11 protein-coding genes are annotated in these 15575 nt (G+C 72.3%); 4 read left to right on the forward strand and 7 right to left on the reverse strand.

What is annotated here, in order from left to right; translation table 11 throughout:
- Positions 1-21: 21 nt before the first annotated feature.
- From ABZT74_RS14365 to xylB, 4 genes are all read right to left on the reverse strand, one after another.
- Positions 22-1320: a GAF domain-containing protein gene (locus ABZT74_RS14365; RefSeq protein ID WP_356167958.1), complete on the reverse strand. Its 1299-nt coding sequence runs from the start codon at positions 1318-1320 to the stop codon at positions 22-24.
- A gap of 131 nt (positions 1321-1451) precedes the next feature.
- Positions 1452-2051, reverse strand: a complete 600-nt coding sequence (locus ABZT74_RS14370; protein WP_356434975.1) for an N-acetylmuramoyl-L-alanine amidase — start codon at positions 2049-2051, stop codon at positions 1452-1454.
- A gap of 775 nt (positions 2052-2826) precedes the next feature.
- Entirely contained in the window at positions 2827-4035 is a 1209-nt protein-coding gene (locus tag ABZT74_RS14375) for an ROK family transcriptional regulator (protein ID WP_356167965.1), read from the reverse strand.
- A gap of 198 nt (positions 4036-4233) precedes the next feature.
- On the reverse strand, positions 4234-5685 hold the full coding sequence (gene xylB, locus ABZT74_RS14380) for a xylulokinase (protein ID WP_356434978.1): 1452 nt from the start codon (positions 5683-5685) through the stop codon (positions 4234-4236).
- A 197-nt stretch (positions 5686-5882) separates the two neighbouring features.
- Between xylB and xylA the strand changes: the two genes are divergently transcribed.
- Together xylA and ABZT74_RS14390 are read left to right on the forward strand one after the other, a co-directional pair.
- Positions 5883-7049, forward strand: coding sequence for a xylose isomerase (gene xylA, locus ABZT74_RS14385; RefSeq protein ID WP_356434981.1), 1167 nt, complete (start codon positions 5883-5885; stop codon positions 7047-7049).
- 489 nt (positions 7050-7538) lie between these two features.
- The gene (locus tag ABZT74_RS14390; protein WP_356434984.1) at positions 7539-8168 is read left to right on the forward strand and encodes a hypothetical protein; all 630 of its coding nucleotides are present in this window, start codon (positions 7539-7541) and stop codon (positions 8166-8168) included.
- A 91-nt stretch (positions 8169-8259) separates the two neighbouring features.
- On the opposite strand, the gene ABZT74_RS14395 is transcribed toward ABZT74_RS14390, so the two are convergent.
- The 3 genes from ABZT74_RS14395 to ABZT74_RS14405 form a co-directional block, all read right to left on the reverse strand.
- On the reverse strand, positions 8260-9603 hold the full coding sequence (locus tag ABZT74_RS14395; protein ID WP_356434987.1) for an esterase-like activity of phytase family protein: 1344 nt from the start codon (positions 9601-9603) through the stop codon (positions 8260-8262).
- Positions 9604-9691: 88 nt separating this feature from the next.
- Entirely contained in the window at positions 9692-10954 is a 1263-nt protein-coding gene (locus ABZT74_RS14400) for an SWF or SNF family helicase (RefSeq protein WP_356434990.1), read from the reverse strand.
- On the reverse strand, positions 10951-13905 hold the full coding sequence (locus ABZT74_RS14405) for a DEAD/DEAH box helicase (protein WP_356434993.1): 2955 nt from the start codon (positions 13903-13905) through the stop codon (positions 10951-10953). The genes ABZT74_RS14400 and ABZT74_RS14405 overlap by 4 nt, the downstream gene beginning before the upstream one ends.
- A gap of 299 nt (positions 13906-14204) precedes the next feature.
- Here ABZT74_RS14405 and ABZT74_RS14410 point away from each other — a divergent pair, with 299 nt between their 5' ends.
- Complete coding sequence (locus ABZT74_RS14410) at positions 14205-15260, forward strand: acyl-CoA desaturase (RefSeq protein ID WP_356434996.1); 1056 nt, start codon at positions 14205-14207, stop codon at positions 15258-15260.
- Between the two features lie 106 nt (positions 15261-15366).
- Positions 15367-15549, forward strand: coding sequence for a hypothetical protein (locus tag ABZT74_RS14415; protein WP_081223009.1), 183 nt, complete (start codon positions 15367-15369; stop codon positions 15547-15549).
- Positions 15550-15575 lie beyond the last annotated feature (26 nt).

Consider the following 15575-nt stretch of genomic DNA (forward strand, 5'->3'; position numbering starts at 1 on the left):
GGTGGGGAGGTGGTCGGCCCGTCAGCGCGGCTCCGGTCGCATACGGCCGCTCCGCTGTCCCCAGCCCAGGGGCAGGGCCTGCTCCGACTCCAGCTCCTCCAGCCGCGACCGCACGGCCGGCGCCGGCCGCACCGACGACAGCGCCCGCCAGACGTCGAGGTCGTCCTCGCCCCACGGAGCGCGGGCCCAGTCGGCCAGCAGATCCGGGTCCCGCCGGGCGATGAGCGCCGTCCGCAGCCCGTCGGCCAGTCTGCGCCGCAGCCGCACGACCGCCGGTGCGGTGGACCCCGGCAACAGCGGACCGGCGTACGCCGCGACAGCTGCCGTGACCGCCCCCGTCCCGAGTCGCCGCTCCACCACCGTCACGTCGGACTCGACAGGGCGGGTCAGCCGGTAGGGCCGTGAACCGAGCAGACCCGGACCGAGGAGGCGGCGCAGCCGCGCCAGTTCCGCGCGCAGCGTCACCGGTGTCACCGACTCGTCCTCGTACAGGGCACACAGCAACTCGTCGCCCGTGAGGCCCTCCGGATGCCGGGCCAGCAGCACCAGGATCTCGCTGTGTCTGCGGCTGAGCCTGGTCTTGCGCCCGTCCACGACGAGTTGGGCCTCGTCGCGTCCCAGCGCGGTCAGTTCGAGCGGGCCGTCCGTCATGGCCCGCGGCGGCGACAGGAGGGCCAGGTGGGACTCGGCGGCGCGCGCCACCGCCTGGACGAACGCGAGGCTGTGCGGATGCGCCAGCCCGTCCCCGCCGGTGATGTCGACCGCGCCGATCACCCGGCCGGTCCGCGGATCGTGCACCGGGGCCGCCGCGCACGTCCATGGCTGCACCCGCCTGATGAAGTGCTCCGCCGCGAACACCTGCACCGGGTGGTCGACGGCGACCGCCGTGCCCGGCGCGTTCGTCCCCACCGCAGCCTCCGACCAACGGGCGCCCGGCACGAAGTTCATCCGGCCGGCCTGCCGTCGCGTCCCCGGATGGCCCTCGACCCACAGGAGCCGGCCCTGCGCGTCGCACACCGCGAGCAGATGCTCCCCGTCCGACGCGAACGTGCCCATCAGCTCACGGAACAGCGGCATCACCCGGGCCAGCGGGTGTTCGGCGCGGTAGGAGCCGAGATCCCCGTCCATCAGCTCGACGTTCGCCGTGCCGTCCGGGACGACGCCGGCCCGCGCCGACCGACGCCACGAGTCCGCGACAACCGACCGCACGGGACGGGGCACCGTACCCGCCTCGGTGAAGGACTCGTAAGCGCGTCGCAGCGACCGAACCCGCTCGACGGGGTCGGCTCCGGGTTCCAGGGCCACCCAAGGATCGATCAACTCGGCCTCCCGGAAGGCGATGCGGCTGGGTCCATCGTCACTCCCCGTGCGGGCGTCGACAACCCGTGTGACGTTCCGCTTCCACCCGCGGACGCCCGGAGCTCCCGCGGAGGGCCGCCGCGGGGCTCCGCTCAGGCGAAGTTGACGAGCCTGATGTAGCGCGTCCAGTCCCAGTTGGGCCCCGGATCGGTGTGGTCGGTGCCGGGCACCTGGTAATGGCCGAGGATGTGGGCGCGGTCCTTGGGGATGCCGTACTGGTCGCAGATCGCGGCGGTCAGCTTGGCCGACTCCTCGTAGAGCGCGTCGGTGAAGTACGCGGGCTTGTCCACCCAGCCCTCGTGCTCGATGCCGATGCTTCTGGTGTTGTAGTCCCAGTTCCCCGCGTGCCAGGCGACGTTGCGTTCCCGTACGCACTGGGCGACATGGCCGTCGGCGGAGCGCACGACGTAGTGCGCGGACACCTTCTTCGCGGGGTTCCGGAAGATGGACAAGGTGTCGGCGTACGTCGCCTGCGTGACATGGATGATCACGTAGTCGAGGTCGTAGCTCTGCGGGCGGTCGGACGCCGTGTAGTTGGAGGAGGTCGCCGGAGTCCACTCCGCGCCCGGATAGTCGACGGCCGCGACCTGGGCCGTCGCCCTGGCTTCGGGGAGTAACGCGTAAGGCAGCGCGGCGAGGGCTGCGCCCTTCAGGAGCCGCCGCCGGCTCGGGAACGACCGTGCTCTCTCCATGGAGTACTGGCCTTTCGTCGGTGGGAGGTCCGGGGTGCCGGTGGTCCGAAGCCGCTGCCGGGGCCGTCCGGTCGAGGTGGACGCGGGCAGCCTCGGCCGTTCGCCTGGCGTGACGGCGCGGCAGGAAGATCAGTATCACGACACGTACGGCCCGCCGGGCATGCGCGACACAGCGGGACCAGGCACGCCGCCTCTGTGCCGCAGAAGGTGGTCCGAACGGACCGATCGCCTCGCTCCGCTGCCCTGCGTTCGTCGCCCGCGTCATGTGAATCCCCCGATTCGCTCCGGACCCGAGACCACGGCCGGACGGCCGTGCCTCGCATGAATCACCGTACGACGCTTGCCGGTTGGGCAGGAGGATCGAGGAGCGACTCGGTGGACAACCCGGGAACTGTGGATACGACGATCACCCGCAAGAGGGAACGGAGCCCGGGCGGTGGTCCGCCGCACGGCGGATGGAGATCGGGGTTCGCTGCGGCGGTCCGCGTCGAGATGGGCGGGGACCGGGGTTCGCCGCAGCGGTCCGCGTCGAGAACGACGGGGACCGGGGTTTGCCGCGGCGTTCCGCGTCGAGACGGTCGAGGCAGACGGGGAAAGGGATCCGTGCGGTGGCCCCGGCACGGCCGACGAGGTCACGGGCCGTGCAGTAGTCCGCCGTGAACGTACGGGCACTCTCCCTCGACCGCCACGACCTGTGGTCGCCGCGCGGAGTGGGTCTCGGCGAAGGCGAACTCACGATGATCCGCGCGGCGGATCCCGTGCCGGAGCGGGCCCGCTACGACCGCCCGGCCACCCCAGCCGGGTCGTCGAGCACGCCCCGCACCACCGAATGCGCGGCACCCAGCAGGGGCCCGTCGGATCCCAGCCGGGAGACGGACACGGGGCAGGCGGGACCCGCGGTGCGCCCGGCCAACTCGCTCTCCAGCGAGGGAAGCAGCCAGGGGGCGAGGCCGGCGAGCGCGCCGCCCAGCACGACCGTCTCCGGGTCCAGCAGGTTCACCGCCCCGGTCAGCGCGATCCCGAGAGCGGTCCCGGCGTCGCTCAGAGCGCGTCGTACGTCCGGATCGCCCCCGGCGGCACGCTCGGACAGCAGCCCGACCTGGTCCTCGCCCGGTTCCAGACCGGCGGCCCGCAGGACGGCCTCCTCGCCCGCGTACTGTTCGAGGCATCCGCGACCACCGCACGGACACCGGGGACCCTCCGGGCGCACCGGCACATGCCCCAGCTCGCCCGCGAACCCACGGGTACCGCGCAGCAGTCTCCCGTCCACGAGCACCGCCGCACCGATGCCGATCTCCGCCGACACGTGCAGGAAGTCGCGCGGTGTCGCGTCACCGAGCCAGAGTTCCGCGAGACCGCCGAAGTTCGCCTCGTTGTCCACGGACAGGGGCAGTTCGGACGGGAGCAGAGCGCCGAGGTCGGTGTCGTGCCAGTCCAGGTTGGGGGCGCGGACCACGGTCCTGCCGTCCCGGGCCACGAGCCCGGGCACGGCGACGGCGAGGCCCGCCGCCCACAACCCCTCCCGTTCGGCCTCGGCGACGACCTGGCGGACCAGCTTCGTCAGCTCCCGGGTCACCTGCTCGGCGCCCCTGCCGCGGTTCGTTCCGTGGCGCACCGCACGCGCACGCACATCGCCGCGCAGGTCGACCGCGCACACGGCGAGATGATCGACCCCCACCTCGGCCCCGATGCCGGCAGGGCCGTGCCCGCTGACGGCGAGCGCGGATCCTGGCCGCCCCACCCTGCCGGGCCGCTCGGGGCCCAGTTCCTCGAGGAGCCCCGCCCGGATCAGTTCGTCGACCAGAGTCGACACGGCCGCCCGGGTCAGGCCGATGTGCGACGCGACAGCGGCGCGCGACAGCGGCCCCTCTGCGCTGACGGTGTACATGACCCGGGAGAGGTTGCGGCGGCGCATGCCCTGCTGGGTGTCGGGCAGCCGCCGGCCGGAACCGTTCGGATGGGCCTCGTGCAGCGGTGCGGTCATGCCTCCGTCAATCCTCGTCCGGCCGGTCCCGTCGGCCTCTCTCGGTGTCCGCCCCTCGGGAGGCGGCCTCTCGGCGTACCGGCCTCCGGGGCGCCGCAGCGGCCCCTGGCGTTACTCACCGGAGGCCGACTGCTCGCGCTCTCCGGCATGCGCACCCGAGAGCGGGATTCTCGCTGGGCCTGCCCGCGTCGGTTCCGGTCAGTTCCCGTTTCCGTTCGGCCCCCGTTCGAGCAGCGGGGCCGCGTCGGAGAGTACCCCGGTGATCCTCGCGAGTGTCTCCTCGTCCCGCTCCATGGCGTCGAGGACGGGGCCACGGTCGGTGCCCCAGCGCCGAGCGACAGCCGCCGGGTCCTCGCCCGTCAGCAGACCGGCCGCCTGAGCGGCGGCGCCGAGCGCGACCAGCTCCCTCGCCTCGGGGACCTGCACAGGCCGCCCGGACAGCCGTCGCACGGTCCGCTGCCAGGCCGTCCCCCGTGCGCCGCCGCCGATCAGAAGCAAGGGTGCCGAGCGGTCGGCGTCTGCGTCCAGGACCAGGTCGAGGGCGTCCAGCAGGGAGTGCACGGCTCCGTCGTAGGCGGCCTGGAGCAGCTGGCCGCCCGTCGTGTCGTGCCGGAGGCCGTGCAGCAGACCCGAAGCGTTCGGCAGGTTGGGCGTGCGCTCGCCGTCCAGATAGGGCAGCAGCGTGACCGCGCCGCCCGGCTCGACGGCCTCGCGGTCCAGGCCGAGCAGCGCGGCGACCCGGTCGACGGCCAGGGTGCAGTTGAGCGTGCAGGCCAGCGGGAGCCAGTCTCCGCGGGCGTCCGCGAACCCCGCCACCGTGCCCGTCGGATCGGCGGGACGGCGTGTCGAGACGGCGTACACCGTGCCGGAGGTGCCGAGGCTCACCACCGGTGTCCCGGGCCGCAGGCCCAGGCCGAGCGCGGCGGCCGCGTTGTCGCCCGTTCCGGCGGCCACGAGGGTCCCCTTGGAGAAGGGGAGATCTCCGCCGGCGTGCACCGTTCCGGCGACCTCGCCGGGCCGGACGACGCGGGGGAGCAGAGCGGGGTCGAGGCCGATGTGGGCGAGGACCTCCTCGTCGTACGCCTCGGCCGCCGAAGACCACCAGCCCGTGCCCGAGGCGTCGCCGCGATCGGTGGTGCCCTCACCCGTGAGGCGCCCGGTGAGGTAGTCGTGCGGCAGGCGGACCGCCCTCGTCGCCCGGACGGCCTCCGGCTCGTGCTCGGCGAGCCACGCCCACTTGGTGGCCGTGAACGACGCGGCGGGCACACTGCCCGTGCGCTCGGCCCAGGACTTCGGGCCGCCGAGTTCCTCGACGAGCCGACGCGCCTGCGGCGCCGAGCGGACGTCGTTCCACAGAAGTGCGGGGCGTACGGGTTCGCCCTGGGCGTCGAGGGTCACGAGGCCGTGCTGCTGGCCACCGATCGACACCGCGGCGGCCTCGTGGGCCGCGGTACCGCACTGGTGCAGTGCCGCACGCAGGGCGTCCCACCACTGACGGGGGTCGCTCTCGCGCCCCGCCCCGGTGGAGACGGTGTGCGGCGCCTGCCCGCTCGCCACCACCTGTCCGGTCGACGCGTCGACGACCAGGGCCTTGGTGGACTGGGTGGACGTGTCCACCCCGACGACGAGCGGACCCTCGGCTGCTGACATCGGGCTCTCCCTCTTCCGCTGCTCTGCGGGATCTGTCCTGGTTACGGGGCTGTCCGGACCTGCACGGCCCGGTTTCGCACGGCTTCCCGGCCCGCCACGACCAGGGTTTCGTACCTCGTCTCTTCCCAGAGATGCGTTCGCATACTAATTTGTAAACTGCCATGACGAAATAGTCGGAGCTAGCAAGGAGCCGCGACATGAACTACCAGCCCACCCCCGAGGACAGGTTCACCTTCGGCCTGTGGACCGTCGGCTGGCAGGGAAGGGACCCGTTCGGCGACGCCACCCGGCGCGCCCTCGACCCGGTCGAGTCGGTGCAGCGCCTCGCCGAGCTCGGTGCCTACGGAGTGACCTTCCACGACGACGACCTGATCCCCTTCGGGTCCTCGGACAGTGAGCGCGAGTCGCACATCAAGCGGTTCAGGCAGACCCTGGACGCCACCGGCCTCAAGGTCCCGATGGCCACGACCAACCTGTTCACGCACCCCGTCTTCAAGGACGGCGCGTTCACCGCGAACGACCGTGACGTGCGCCGCTACGCCCTGCGCAAGACCATCCGCAACGTCGACCTCGCGGTCGAACTCGGCGCCGAGACCTACGTCGCCTGGGGCGGCCGGGAGGGTGCCGAGTCCGGAGCCGCCAAGGATGTACGCGTGGCGCTCGACCGCATGAAGGAGGCCTTCGACCTCCTCGGGGAGTACGTGATCTCCCAGGGCTACGACCTGAAGTTCGCGATCGAGCCCAAGCCGAACGAGCCGCGTGGCGACATCCTGCTGCCCACCGTCGGACACGCCCTGGCGTTCATCGAGCGACTGGAGCGCCCGGAGCTGTACGGCGTCAACCCGGAGGTCGGGCACGAGCAGATGGCCGGCCTGAACTTCCCGCACGGCATCGCGCAGGCCCTGTGGGCGGGCAAGCTCTTCCACATCGACCTGAACGGTCAGACCGGCATCAAGTACGACCAGGACCTGCGGTTCGGAGCGGGTGACCTGCGGTCCGCGTTCTGGCTGGTCGACCTTCTGGAGAACGCCGGCTACGCCGGTCCGAAGCACTTCGACTTCAAGCCCCCGCGGACCGAGGACCTCGACGGGGTGTGGGCGTCGGCGACCGGCTGCATGCGCAACTACCTGATCCTGCGGGAGCGTTCGGCGGCATTCCGTGCCGACCCCGAGGTCCAGGAGGCGCTGCGTGCCTCGCGCCTGGACGAGCTGGCGCAGCCCACCGCGGCGGACGGCCTGCAGGGGCTGCTCGCCGACAGCGGGGCCTTCGAGGACTTCGACGTCGAAGCGGCGGCCCAGCGCGGCATGGCCTTCGAGCAGCTGGACCAGCTCGCGATGGACCATCTCCTCGGTGCGCGGGCCTGATCGGTGTTCCACAGGGCACGGGTCCACGTCCGGTGGACCCGTGCCGGGACGTCGTGGGCGATCCGGCTGTGGCCTTCGAATGCGCCGGAATGATGCGGTCCATGGCATGAGTCCGTATCAACTTCCGCGCAGGGGTCGCGCGATGACCGGTTCGCGGCGACTCTTGGCGGTATGGCCATGCCGCCCTTACCCCCTCAGCCCCCAAGGTCGCCGGGAGACTCACCTCATGGAGGTGACGTCCCGGGCCCGCCGTCCGGGGGCTACGGGCCCCCGACCTCCGGAGGTTACGGGCCGCCGTCCTCGGGCGGGTACGGAGCGCCTCCCGGCGGCCACGGCTCTCCCCCCGGCAGTGGCGGATCTCCTCCGGGAGGCTTCGGACCACCGTCCCAGGGGAACTGGCCGCCCGGGCAAGGAGGCGGGGGATGGCCCCCACCACCTCCCGGGCCACCCGGTCCCGGAGGACATCGGGGAGGGCGGCGGCGCAACACGGTGCTCATCGTCATCGCGGTGATCGTCGTCGTCGGGGTCGTGGTCGCCGTCGCGGTGGCCGCCACCGGCGGGGGCGGGGACGACAAGAAGGCGCCCACCGAGACCACGGCGAGTTCCCCGAGTTCCCCGAGTTCCCCGAGTCCCTCCCTGAGCCTTCCGTCCGAGCTGCCTTCGCTGCCCACCGAGCTGCCCAGTGCCGTGCCGTCGCTTCCCACCGAGCTGCCCACGGGCCTAGTTCCCAGTGGCCTGGAGTCACTCGTCCCGACGCTCGCCGCCGACGAAGTGCCGTACTACATGCTGCGGAAGGGTGACTGTTTCGACACGGACGCCGCCCTTCCCGGCCAGGCGGCCAAACGCTCGTGCACCGAGCCGCACGACGCCGAGGTGGTGAAGATCGCCGAACTCAACGGTACCTACACGACCGACGCCACCCTCAAGAAGGCCGCGTCGGCTCTCTGCAAGGCGCCTCTGGAGCGCAAGGCGGCGGATCAGGCAGCGGGCACGGTGCGCAACACCTTGGTGCAGTATCCCGACACCGGCAGCTACAGGATCGGTATCGACAACGTCGCCTGCAGCCTGGCCGCGAACGTCGGCAAGGGGGCCGGCAGACTCAGCAAGCCTCTCAAGTGATGCGCCGCGTCGAGCCCTTCAGGCGAACGGTACGCGCGTGTGGTCGCTGTCCATCGTCCACACGCGCGTACCGCGATCGGGTGCGCCGGTGTCAGATACGACGGGGCAGCCGCACGTAGGTGACCGTCGTCTCGATACCGCTGTCCACGAGCCGGCCCTGCGCGTCGAAGGCGCCCGAGCCGTCCGTCATGCCGAAGTCGTTGTCGTTGATGAGGGCGAGCGTGTCGCAGTCCACGCGCGCGACGCCCTCGATCTTGCCGGGTACCCCCGCGACCGTGCCCAGATCGACGACCAGACGCTTGCCCAGCACCGGAACACCGGCCGCCGCGGGATCGTCGAGCTGCTCCAGGGACGGCGACGTGGTGTCACGGTCGTACTTGCCGTCCAGGATGTCCGCACGACGCGTGAGCCGCACCTCCTGCAGGCGAGCGGCCTTGTCGGTGCGCTCCTCGACGAGCAGCCGGTCGGGGCCGACCGCCACCACGGACGAGATCTTCAACTCGGACGGGTCGTCCTCGCTCGGGTCGACCACGTTCACCGGGTCGAAGCGGTACGCGTACTCGGCCGTCACGGCACGCTTCCCGGTCGAGAAACGCAGCAGGCGGGTCGTGCGGGACGCGTCGCCCGCGTCGCCGTCCGGCAGGGAGAGCGGGCTCTGCAGCGCCATCACCAGATCGCCGCCGGGCAGTCGGGTGAGCCCTTCGAGACCGCGGTTGATCTTCCGGTGCAGCAGGATCGCCGGCAGCGCCTCCACCACGGGGTAGTCCGTGCCCGTCAAGTGCAGCCCCTTGGGGACGTAGCGCGTGAGCACCTTCCCGCGCGCGGAGACATGGAGGAGGGACGGACCGTACTCGTCGACGAGCCAGAACGACCCGTCCGCCGCCCGCACGATGCCCTCGGTGTCCACGCCGTTCGGGTTGTACGGCAGCGGAGTCCCGGCGTCGAAGGAGTACGGCGCCTCGTCGCGTCCCGCCTGGTTGGAGAGCCCGGTGACGGGCTTGCCCGACGACGTGGTGACCGGGATCGCGTCGATCACCTTCACCGCGCCGCCGCTCACCCGGATCTTCACGATCGCCGGGTCGAAGCCCGGTACCGGGAACGTCCGGCGCTTGGCGCCGTCCACCTTGATCTGGCCGTTCGGCCCGCGGTCGGTCACCGTCCAGAACTCGCCCTCGCGGCCGGCAGGGTAGATGTCACTGCCGATGCCGCCGAGGTCGACTCCCCTGTCGTTGTCCACCGTCCCGGGCAGCAACGCGTTGCTGAACGCCCCCAGCGGGAGGCTGCCGAGAGTCGCGGTGTGCGTCACCCTCGGCTGCGCGTGCCCGGCCGTCGCGTTCGCCGTGCCGGCCACCGCAAAGGTGGCCAGCAGGGCGAGCGGCACGCCGACGGCGACGGACCGGTGGATGGGGCGCCTGCCGACTGCGTGCGGGGACATCGAGCCTCCTGGGGGCCAAGTTCGGTGACAGCGGCCAGAGTTGGCCCTGGCGTGTAACGAAGGCCGACAGCGAGGTGAACGGCGGCCGTCAACCAGTCATCGGGTCTTCCCCGGCGGTCGCGAGCGCGGTGGCCGGGTCCGCCGTGGCCGGCCCCGCCGGGGCCCAACGCCCCTCCTCCTTGCGATAGGGCCACCATCCGCCGTCCCGGCCGAGGCGGAGTTGCGTGCCGGTGTCGCCGGCCGTCCAGCGATTGAGGTCCGCGCGCAGCCGTGGCCTCTCGTCCTCCTCCCAGGCGGCGTGCAGGGCCGCACGCGCGCGTGTCAGCGATTCCGTCCCGACGGCCCACTCGTCCTCCAGGACCGAGAGCGCGGAGACACCGCCGTACCGCCAGGCCCGAACCGCGAGCCTCAGTTCCTCGCGTTCGCGCCCCGAACCGGCCGCCAGTCGCTCGGCGACCCTCTCCGGGGGATCGCACGCGGCCAGCCGAACAGCGTCCTGGGCGAGGGAGAGCGCCGCCGTCTCCGCGGCGCTCCCTCCGGGTGCGCGGCCGAGTGCCTCGGCGAGTATCAGGTGCGCCTCCTGAGCAGCCGCGTGAGCGATGAACTCCAGGGCGCCGGGGTCGACTCCGGGAGCCGGTGCGCCCTCGGTCTCCAGGGACGGTGGAGTCCCGGGCCGTTCGGGCAGCGCCGGGTCCGTCGGGAGCGGCGGAAGGATGTCACCCGTCGCGTAGGCCTCCACGGCGTCCATTCCCTCCCCGGTCTCGCCCGGCTGCTCCGCGGACCGTTCACCGCGTCCTTGGAGGGCTTCCAGGAGCGCGCGCTCACCCCGACCCCGCATCAGAAGCAGCACGAACGGGTCCTGGTCGAGCAGCAGCGCCACCTGGTAGCAGAGCGCGGCGGTGTGACCGCAGTGGTCCCATGCGCCGCACTCGCACTCCGCGTCCAGATCGCCGAGCCCCGGCAGGAGTTCGACGCCCGCGGCCGCCGCGTCCTCGACGAGGTGCGGTGGCATGTCGCGGTCGAGCAGTGCGGCGACGTGCCCGGACCGCTCGGCGGCCATGTCCAGGAAGCGGTCCCACTGCTCCTCCGACAGTTCGTGCAGCAGGACGTCCGCCCTGTGGGCGGTTCCGTCGTGGTCCTCGACGACGGCCGTGACGCGTCCGGGGCGCACGGACACCGCGCCCACCGCTCCCGCACGCGCCAGCCTGCGGCCGGTCCTCACCTGTTCCGAGTCCAACGCAGCGTCCTCCAGGGCCCGCAGCCAGGCCCGGCCCCACCACGTCCGCGCGAAGGCCTGCCCGCGCGCGGGCGGCAGTGCTCCGAACGTGCGCTCCTCGTCCCGATCCGTCATCGTGCGCCCCCTCGCAACTCCACCAGGTCTGCCAGTTCCGCGTCGGTCAGTTCGGTCAGGGCCCCCTCACCCGCGCTCAGGACCGCGTCGGCCAACCGCTGCTTGCGGCGCAGCATGTCGGCGATGCGGTCCTCGATGGTCCCCTCGGCGATGATGCGGTGCACCTGCACCGGCCGGTTCTGCCCGATGCGGTACGCGCGGTCCGTGGCCTGCGCCTCGACGGCAGGGTTCCACCAGCGGTCGTAGTGCACGACGTGCTCCGCGCGGGTCAGGTTGAGGCCGGTGCCGGCCGCCTTCAACGACAGGAGGAAGACCGGGATCCCGCCTTCCTGGAAGCGCTCCACCATCGCCTCGCGTTCGGGGACGGGTGTTCCGCCGTGGAGGAACTGCGTCGTCACCCCGCGCGCCGCCAGATGGCGCTCGATGAGGCGTGCCATCCGCACGTACTGGGTGAAGACCAGCACGCTCGCCCCCTCGGAGAGGATGGTGTCGAGGAGTTCGTCCAGCAGCTCCAACTTGCCCGAACGGCCCGGAATCCTGGGCTGTTCCTCCTTGAGGAACTGGGCGGGGTGATTGCAGATCTGCTTGAGCCCGGTGAGCAGCTTCACGATCAGACCGCGCCGGGCCATGCTGTCCGCGCCGGCGATCTCGGCGAGGGTCTCGCGGACCACGGCTTCGTACAGTCCGGCCTGTTCCTGGGTGAGCGTCACGGCGCGGTCGGTCTCGGTCTTCGGCGGCAGCTCGGGTGCGATGCCCGGGTCCGACTTGCGGCGGCGCAGCAGGAACGGCCGGACCAGCCGGGCGAGTCGGTCGGCCGCCGCGGGGTCCTGGCCGCCCTCGACAGCCTGCGCGTAACGGGTGCGGAAGGTACCGAGCCGGCCGAGCAGACCCGGTGTCGTCCAGTCCAGGATCGCCCACAGTTCCGAGAGGTTGTTCTCCACGGGAGTGCCGGTGAGCGCCACGCGTGCCCGCGCGCCGATGGTGCGCAGCGCCCGCGCGGTCGCCGAGTAGGGGTTCTTGACGTGCTGGGCCTCGTCCGCCACCACCAGACCCCAGGGGGTCTCGCCGAGTCGTGGCGCGTCGAGCCGCATCGTGCCGTAGGTCGTCAGGACGAACTCGCCGTCGGACAGGCCTTCCAGGCTCCGCCGGGCACCGTGGAAGCGGCGTACCGGGGTGCCGGGGGCGAACCGTTCGATCTCGCGCTGCCAGTTGCCCAGCAGGGAGGCCGGACAGACGACCAGGGTGGGGCCCGCGGCCGACGTGTCCGTCTGCCGGTGGAGGTGCAGGGCGATCAAGGTGATCGTCTTGCCGAGCCCCATGTCGTCGGCCAGGCAGCCGCCCAGGCCCAGAGAGGTCATCCGGGCCAGCCAGTTGAGGCCGCGCGACTGGTAGTCGCGCAGTGTGGCACGCAGCTCCGCGGGTTGCCCGACCGGCTGTTGCCCCTCGGGGTCCGTCAGCCGCTCCCGCAGGGTCGCCAGCCAGCCCGTGGCCTCCACGTCGACCCGGTGGCCGTCCACCTCGGCGGAGCCCGTCAGGGCGGCGCTCAGCGCCTCGACGGGCGTGACCTTGCGGTCCCGGTGGGCCCGCGCCCGCCGGACCGCCTCGGGGTCGACGAGGACCCACTGGTCACGCAGGCGCACCATGGGCCGATTCGCCTCGGCCAGCCGGTCCAGCTCCTCCCGTGTGAGCTGCTGGTCGCCCAGCGCGAACCGCCAGTCGAACGCGAGCAGCGCGTCCGCCGACAGGAAGGACGGCACGTCCGAGACCAGTCTGTCGCCGGATCCGCCCTCGGCGCCGGCCTGACCCTCGCCCCGGTCGTCCGCGGTGGCGTGAGGACCGACGACGGCGCGAGCCGTCAACTTCCGGGCCAGTTCCTTGGGCCAGTGCACGTCGACACCGGCGAGCGCCAGCAGCCGGCCGCCCTCTCCGAGGAGCTCGCCGACCTCTTCGTCGGCGAGTTCGACCGCGTCGGGAACGGCGGCCGAGAGCAGCGGCGCCAGGGGTGGCCAGCTCCTTGTTGCACGGCGGAGAGCGAGCAGGGCGGCCATTCGCGCGCGTGGGCCGAACGGCGAGGAGCCCGCCCACACGGTTCCGGCGTCCGCGACAAGAGCGGGGTCGTGCGCGCTGTGCAGCTGAACCACCGCTCGGAACGGCAGTGACGGGACCTCAGGCCCGGCCGACGCAGGGGTCGGCACCTCGACGCGCAGCGAGATGCGCACGTCGGCCTCGTGGGTCTCGGCGACCTCGGCGGTCCAGGCGCGATGCTGCGGCACCGGCTGGGGCTCCGGCGCCGCGAACGCCCGGCCACCCGCCGCGAGGGCCGCCGCCGGGGAGCGCGGCAGGGCGTCGGCGACCGCGTCCAGGAACGCCCTCACGAGCCGTTCGGGATCGGGCAGCCGCACGGGCGCGGCGTCGCCGTCCACCAGTTCTCCGGGCGTGTCCGCCGTCCCAGAGCGCTCGTCCACCACCCCGGCAAGGTTCTGGAGCGGCACGGCGTGTGCCTCCGGAGGCATCGCGGCGGCCAGTGCGCGGACGCGCTCCAGGTCCCGTGCGCTCAGCGGGCCGGCGCGCCAGGTGTCGTGGTCCTCGGCCGTCACTCCCGGCAGCAGCAGCCCTCGGGCGGCGAACTGGAGCGCGAGCACACCGGCAGCACCCCAGAAGGAGGTCGCCCGGTGCGCCTGCGCCCCCGCCCGCGCGCGCGTGAGGACCGGAAGTGCGGCCCGCACCGGCAGCAGCACCGCGGGCACCGAGACGGTCTCGACGCCGCCCGCCACGGGCAGCGCCACCGTCAGGTCCTCGGCCGAGCCGGAGGTCACCGCCGGCGGTGCGTCGCCGTCCGGGTGCCAGAACGCGACGCTGCCCGAACGCGGCGGATCGGCGGGCACGAACACGGCGCAGCAGCGGGCCAATTCGGAGATGTCGGCGGCGTCGACCGCGGGAATCCTCTGCACAGCGATGACGCATCCCTCGGATTCATCAAATTTGACTACTGGGTCGAGTCGCCGAGGGTACAGCACGGCGGGGGCGGACGGGCGCGGGCCGGCGATTGCGGCCACGGCCCAGCGAAGATCGGTGCCTCCTGCGCCCCCGGAGGGGTGCCACCCCCCTGAGCGGCCGGGGGAAACCCCCGCACGGAACGGGGTGGTGACGCCATGGCCCAGGGAGGCCGCTGATTCGTACGTTTCATCAGGTCAGCCCACTTCCTGAGAGATCAGGTCGGCCCGCTCCCCGAGAGACCCGGAGACCCGTCATGGCCCAGAGCGCCACCGTCCTCGCAGGACCCGCCCCGAGGGAGGGCTCGAGGGCGGCCCCGGGCAGCGATTTCGCACCCCTGCTGCGCAGGGTCAAGGAGCGGGGACTCCTGGGCCGACGCCATGGCTGGTACGCCCGCGAGATCGCCGTGAACCTGCTGGGCCTGGCCGGTGTGCTCACCGGTGTCGTCCTCATCGGCGACTCCTGGTGGACCCTGCTCCTCGCGCCGGTGCTCGCCGCGCTGGGCGCCCGGACGGCGTTCATCGGTCACGACGCGGGCCACTCCCAGATCACCGGCAACAAGACGGTCGGCCGCGTCATCGGTCTGGTCCACGGCAACCTGCTCCTCGGCATGAGCTACGCCTGGTGGAACGACAAACACAACCGGCACCACGCCAACCCCAACCACATCGACAAGGACCCCGACGTCCTCGCCGACGTCCTGGTCTTCACGAGCGGCCAGGCCGGCGAGCGGACCGGATTCCGGCGCTGGCTCACCCGCAACCAGGCCTGGCTGTTCTTCCCGCTGACCCTCCTCGAAGGCATCGCCCTGAAGATCCACGGGTTCCGGGACCTTCGCCGCCAGCCGCCACGTGAGCGGGCCGTGGAGGCGCTTCTGCTGGTCACCCATGTCGTCGCCTACGCGGCTCTGCTGCTCACCGTCCTGTCTCCGGGCAGGGCGCTGGCCTTCGCGGTCCTTCACCAGGCGCTGTTCGGCCTGCATCTCGGGATGTCCTTCGCGCCCAACCACAAGGGCATGGAAATGCCCGACCCGGACGGCGAGCGCTGGGGACACCTGCGCCGGCAGGTCCTCACCTCGCGCAACGTCCGGGGCGGCGTTCTCACCGACTGGTTCCTCGGCGGTCTCAACTACCAGATCGAGCACCACCTGTTTCCCAGCATGCCGCGCCCGCATCTGCGTCGAGTCCAGCCTCTGGTGCGCGCCCACTGCCGCGAATTGGGTATTCCCTACGCTGAGACCGGGCTCGTCGACTCCTACCGACAGGCCCTGCGCCACATGTACGAGGTCGGGGAACCTCTCAGGGTCGAGTAAGGGGCGCACCTCAGGGACGTATCAGGGTCGCGGTCCGGAACCGTGGGACGCAGGGACCCGTTCTCAGGACAGAGAGCGGCAGCAGCCGCGGAGGAGGCGACACACAATGTCGAAGAACGCGAAGATCGCCGCAGGGGGTGTGGCGGTCGGCCTGATCCTGTTGATCTGGCTGCCCTGGTGGGCCGCCTTCCTGATCGTGCTGGGCGTTCCGGCGGCCGCGTACCTGGCCCTGGACCCCTCGCAGCGGCGCAGGCTGCGCCGCGTCACCCGCAAGGAGATCGGCCGCTGAGGGCCGCCCGACCGCAGGCCGCCGAT

The sequence above is a fragment of the Streptomyces sp. NPDC005302 genome (genome assembly GCF_040607345.1).
GTDB lineage: Bacteria > Actinomycetota > Actinomycetes > Streptomycetales > Streptomycetaceae > Streptomyces.

Excerpts from the sequence above, each read along its gene's own strand:
- ABZT74_RS14410 (WP_356434996.1), top strand. The coding sequence starts at position 14,205 with ATGGCCCAGAGCGCCACCGTCCTCGCAGGACCCGCCCCGAGGGAGGGC.
- ABZT74_RS14400 (WP_356434990.1), bottom strand. The coding sequence starts at position 10,954 with ATGACGGATCGGGACGAGGAGCGCACGTTCGGAGCACTGCCGCCCGCG.
- ABZT74_RS14395 (WP_356434987.1), bottom strand. The coding sequence starts at position 9,603 with ATGTCCCCGCACGCAGTCGGCAGGCGCCCCATCCACCGGTCCGTCGCC.
- xylB (WP_356434978.1), bottom strand. The coding sequence starts at position 5,685 with ATGTCAGCAGCCGAGGGTCCGCTCGTCGTCGGGGTGGACACGTCCACC.
- xylA (WP_356434981.1), top strand. The coding sequence starts at position 5,883 with ATGAACTACCAGCCCACCCCCGAGGACAGGTTCACCTTCGGCCTGTGG.
- ABZT74_RS14375 (WP_356167965.1), bottom strand. The coding sequence starts at position 4,035 with ATGACCGCACCGCTGCACGAGGCCCATCCGAACGGTTCCGGCCGGCGG.
- ABZT74_RS14370 (WP_356434975.1), bottom strand. The coding sequence starts at position 2,051 with ATGGAGAGAGCACGGTCGTTCCCGAGCCGGCGGCGGCTCCTGAAGGGC.
- ABZT74_RS14415 (WP_081223009.1), top strand. The coding sequence starts at position 15,367 with ATGTCGAAGAACGCGAAGATCGCCGCAGGGGGTGTGGCGGTCGGCCTG.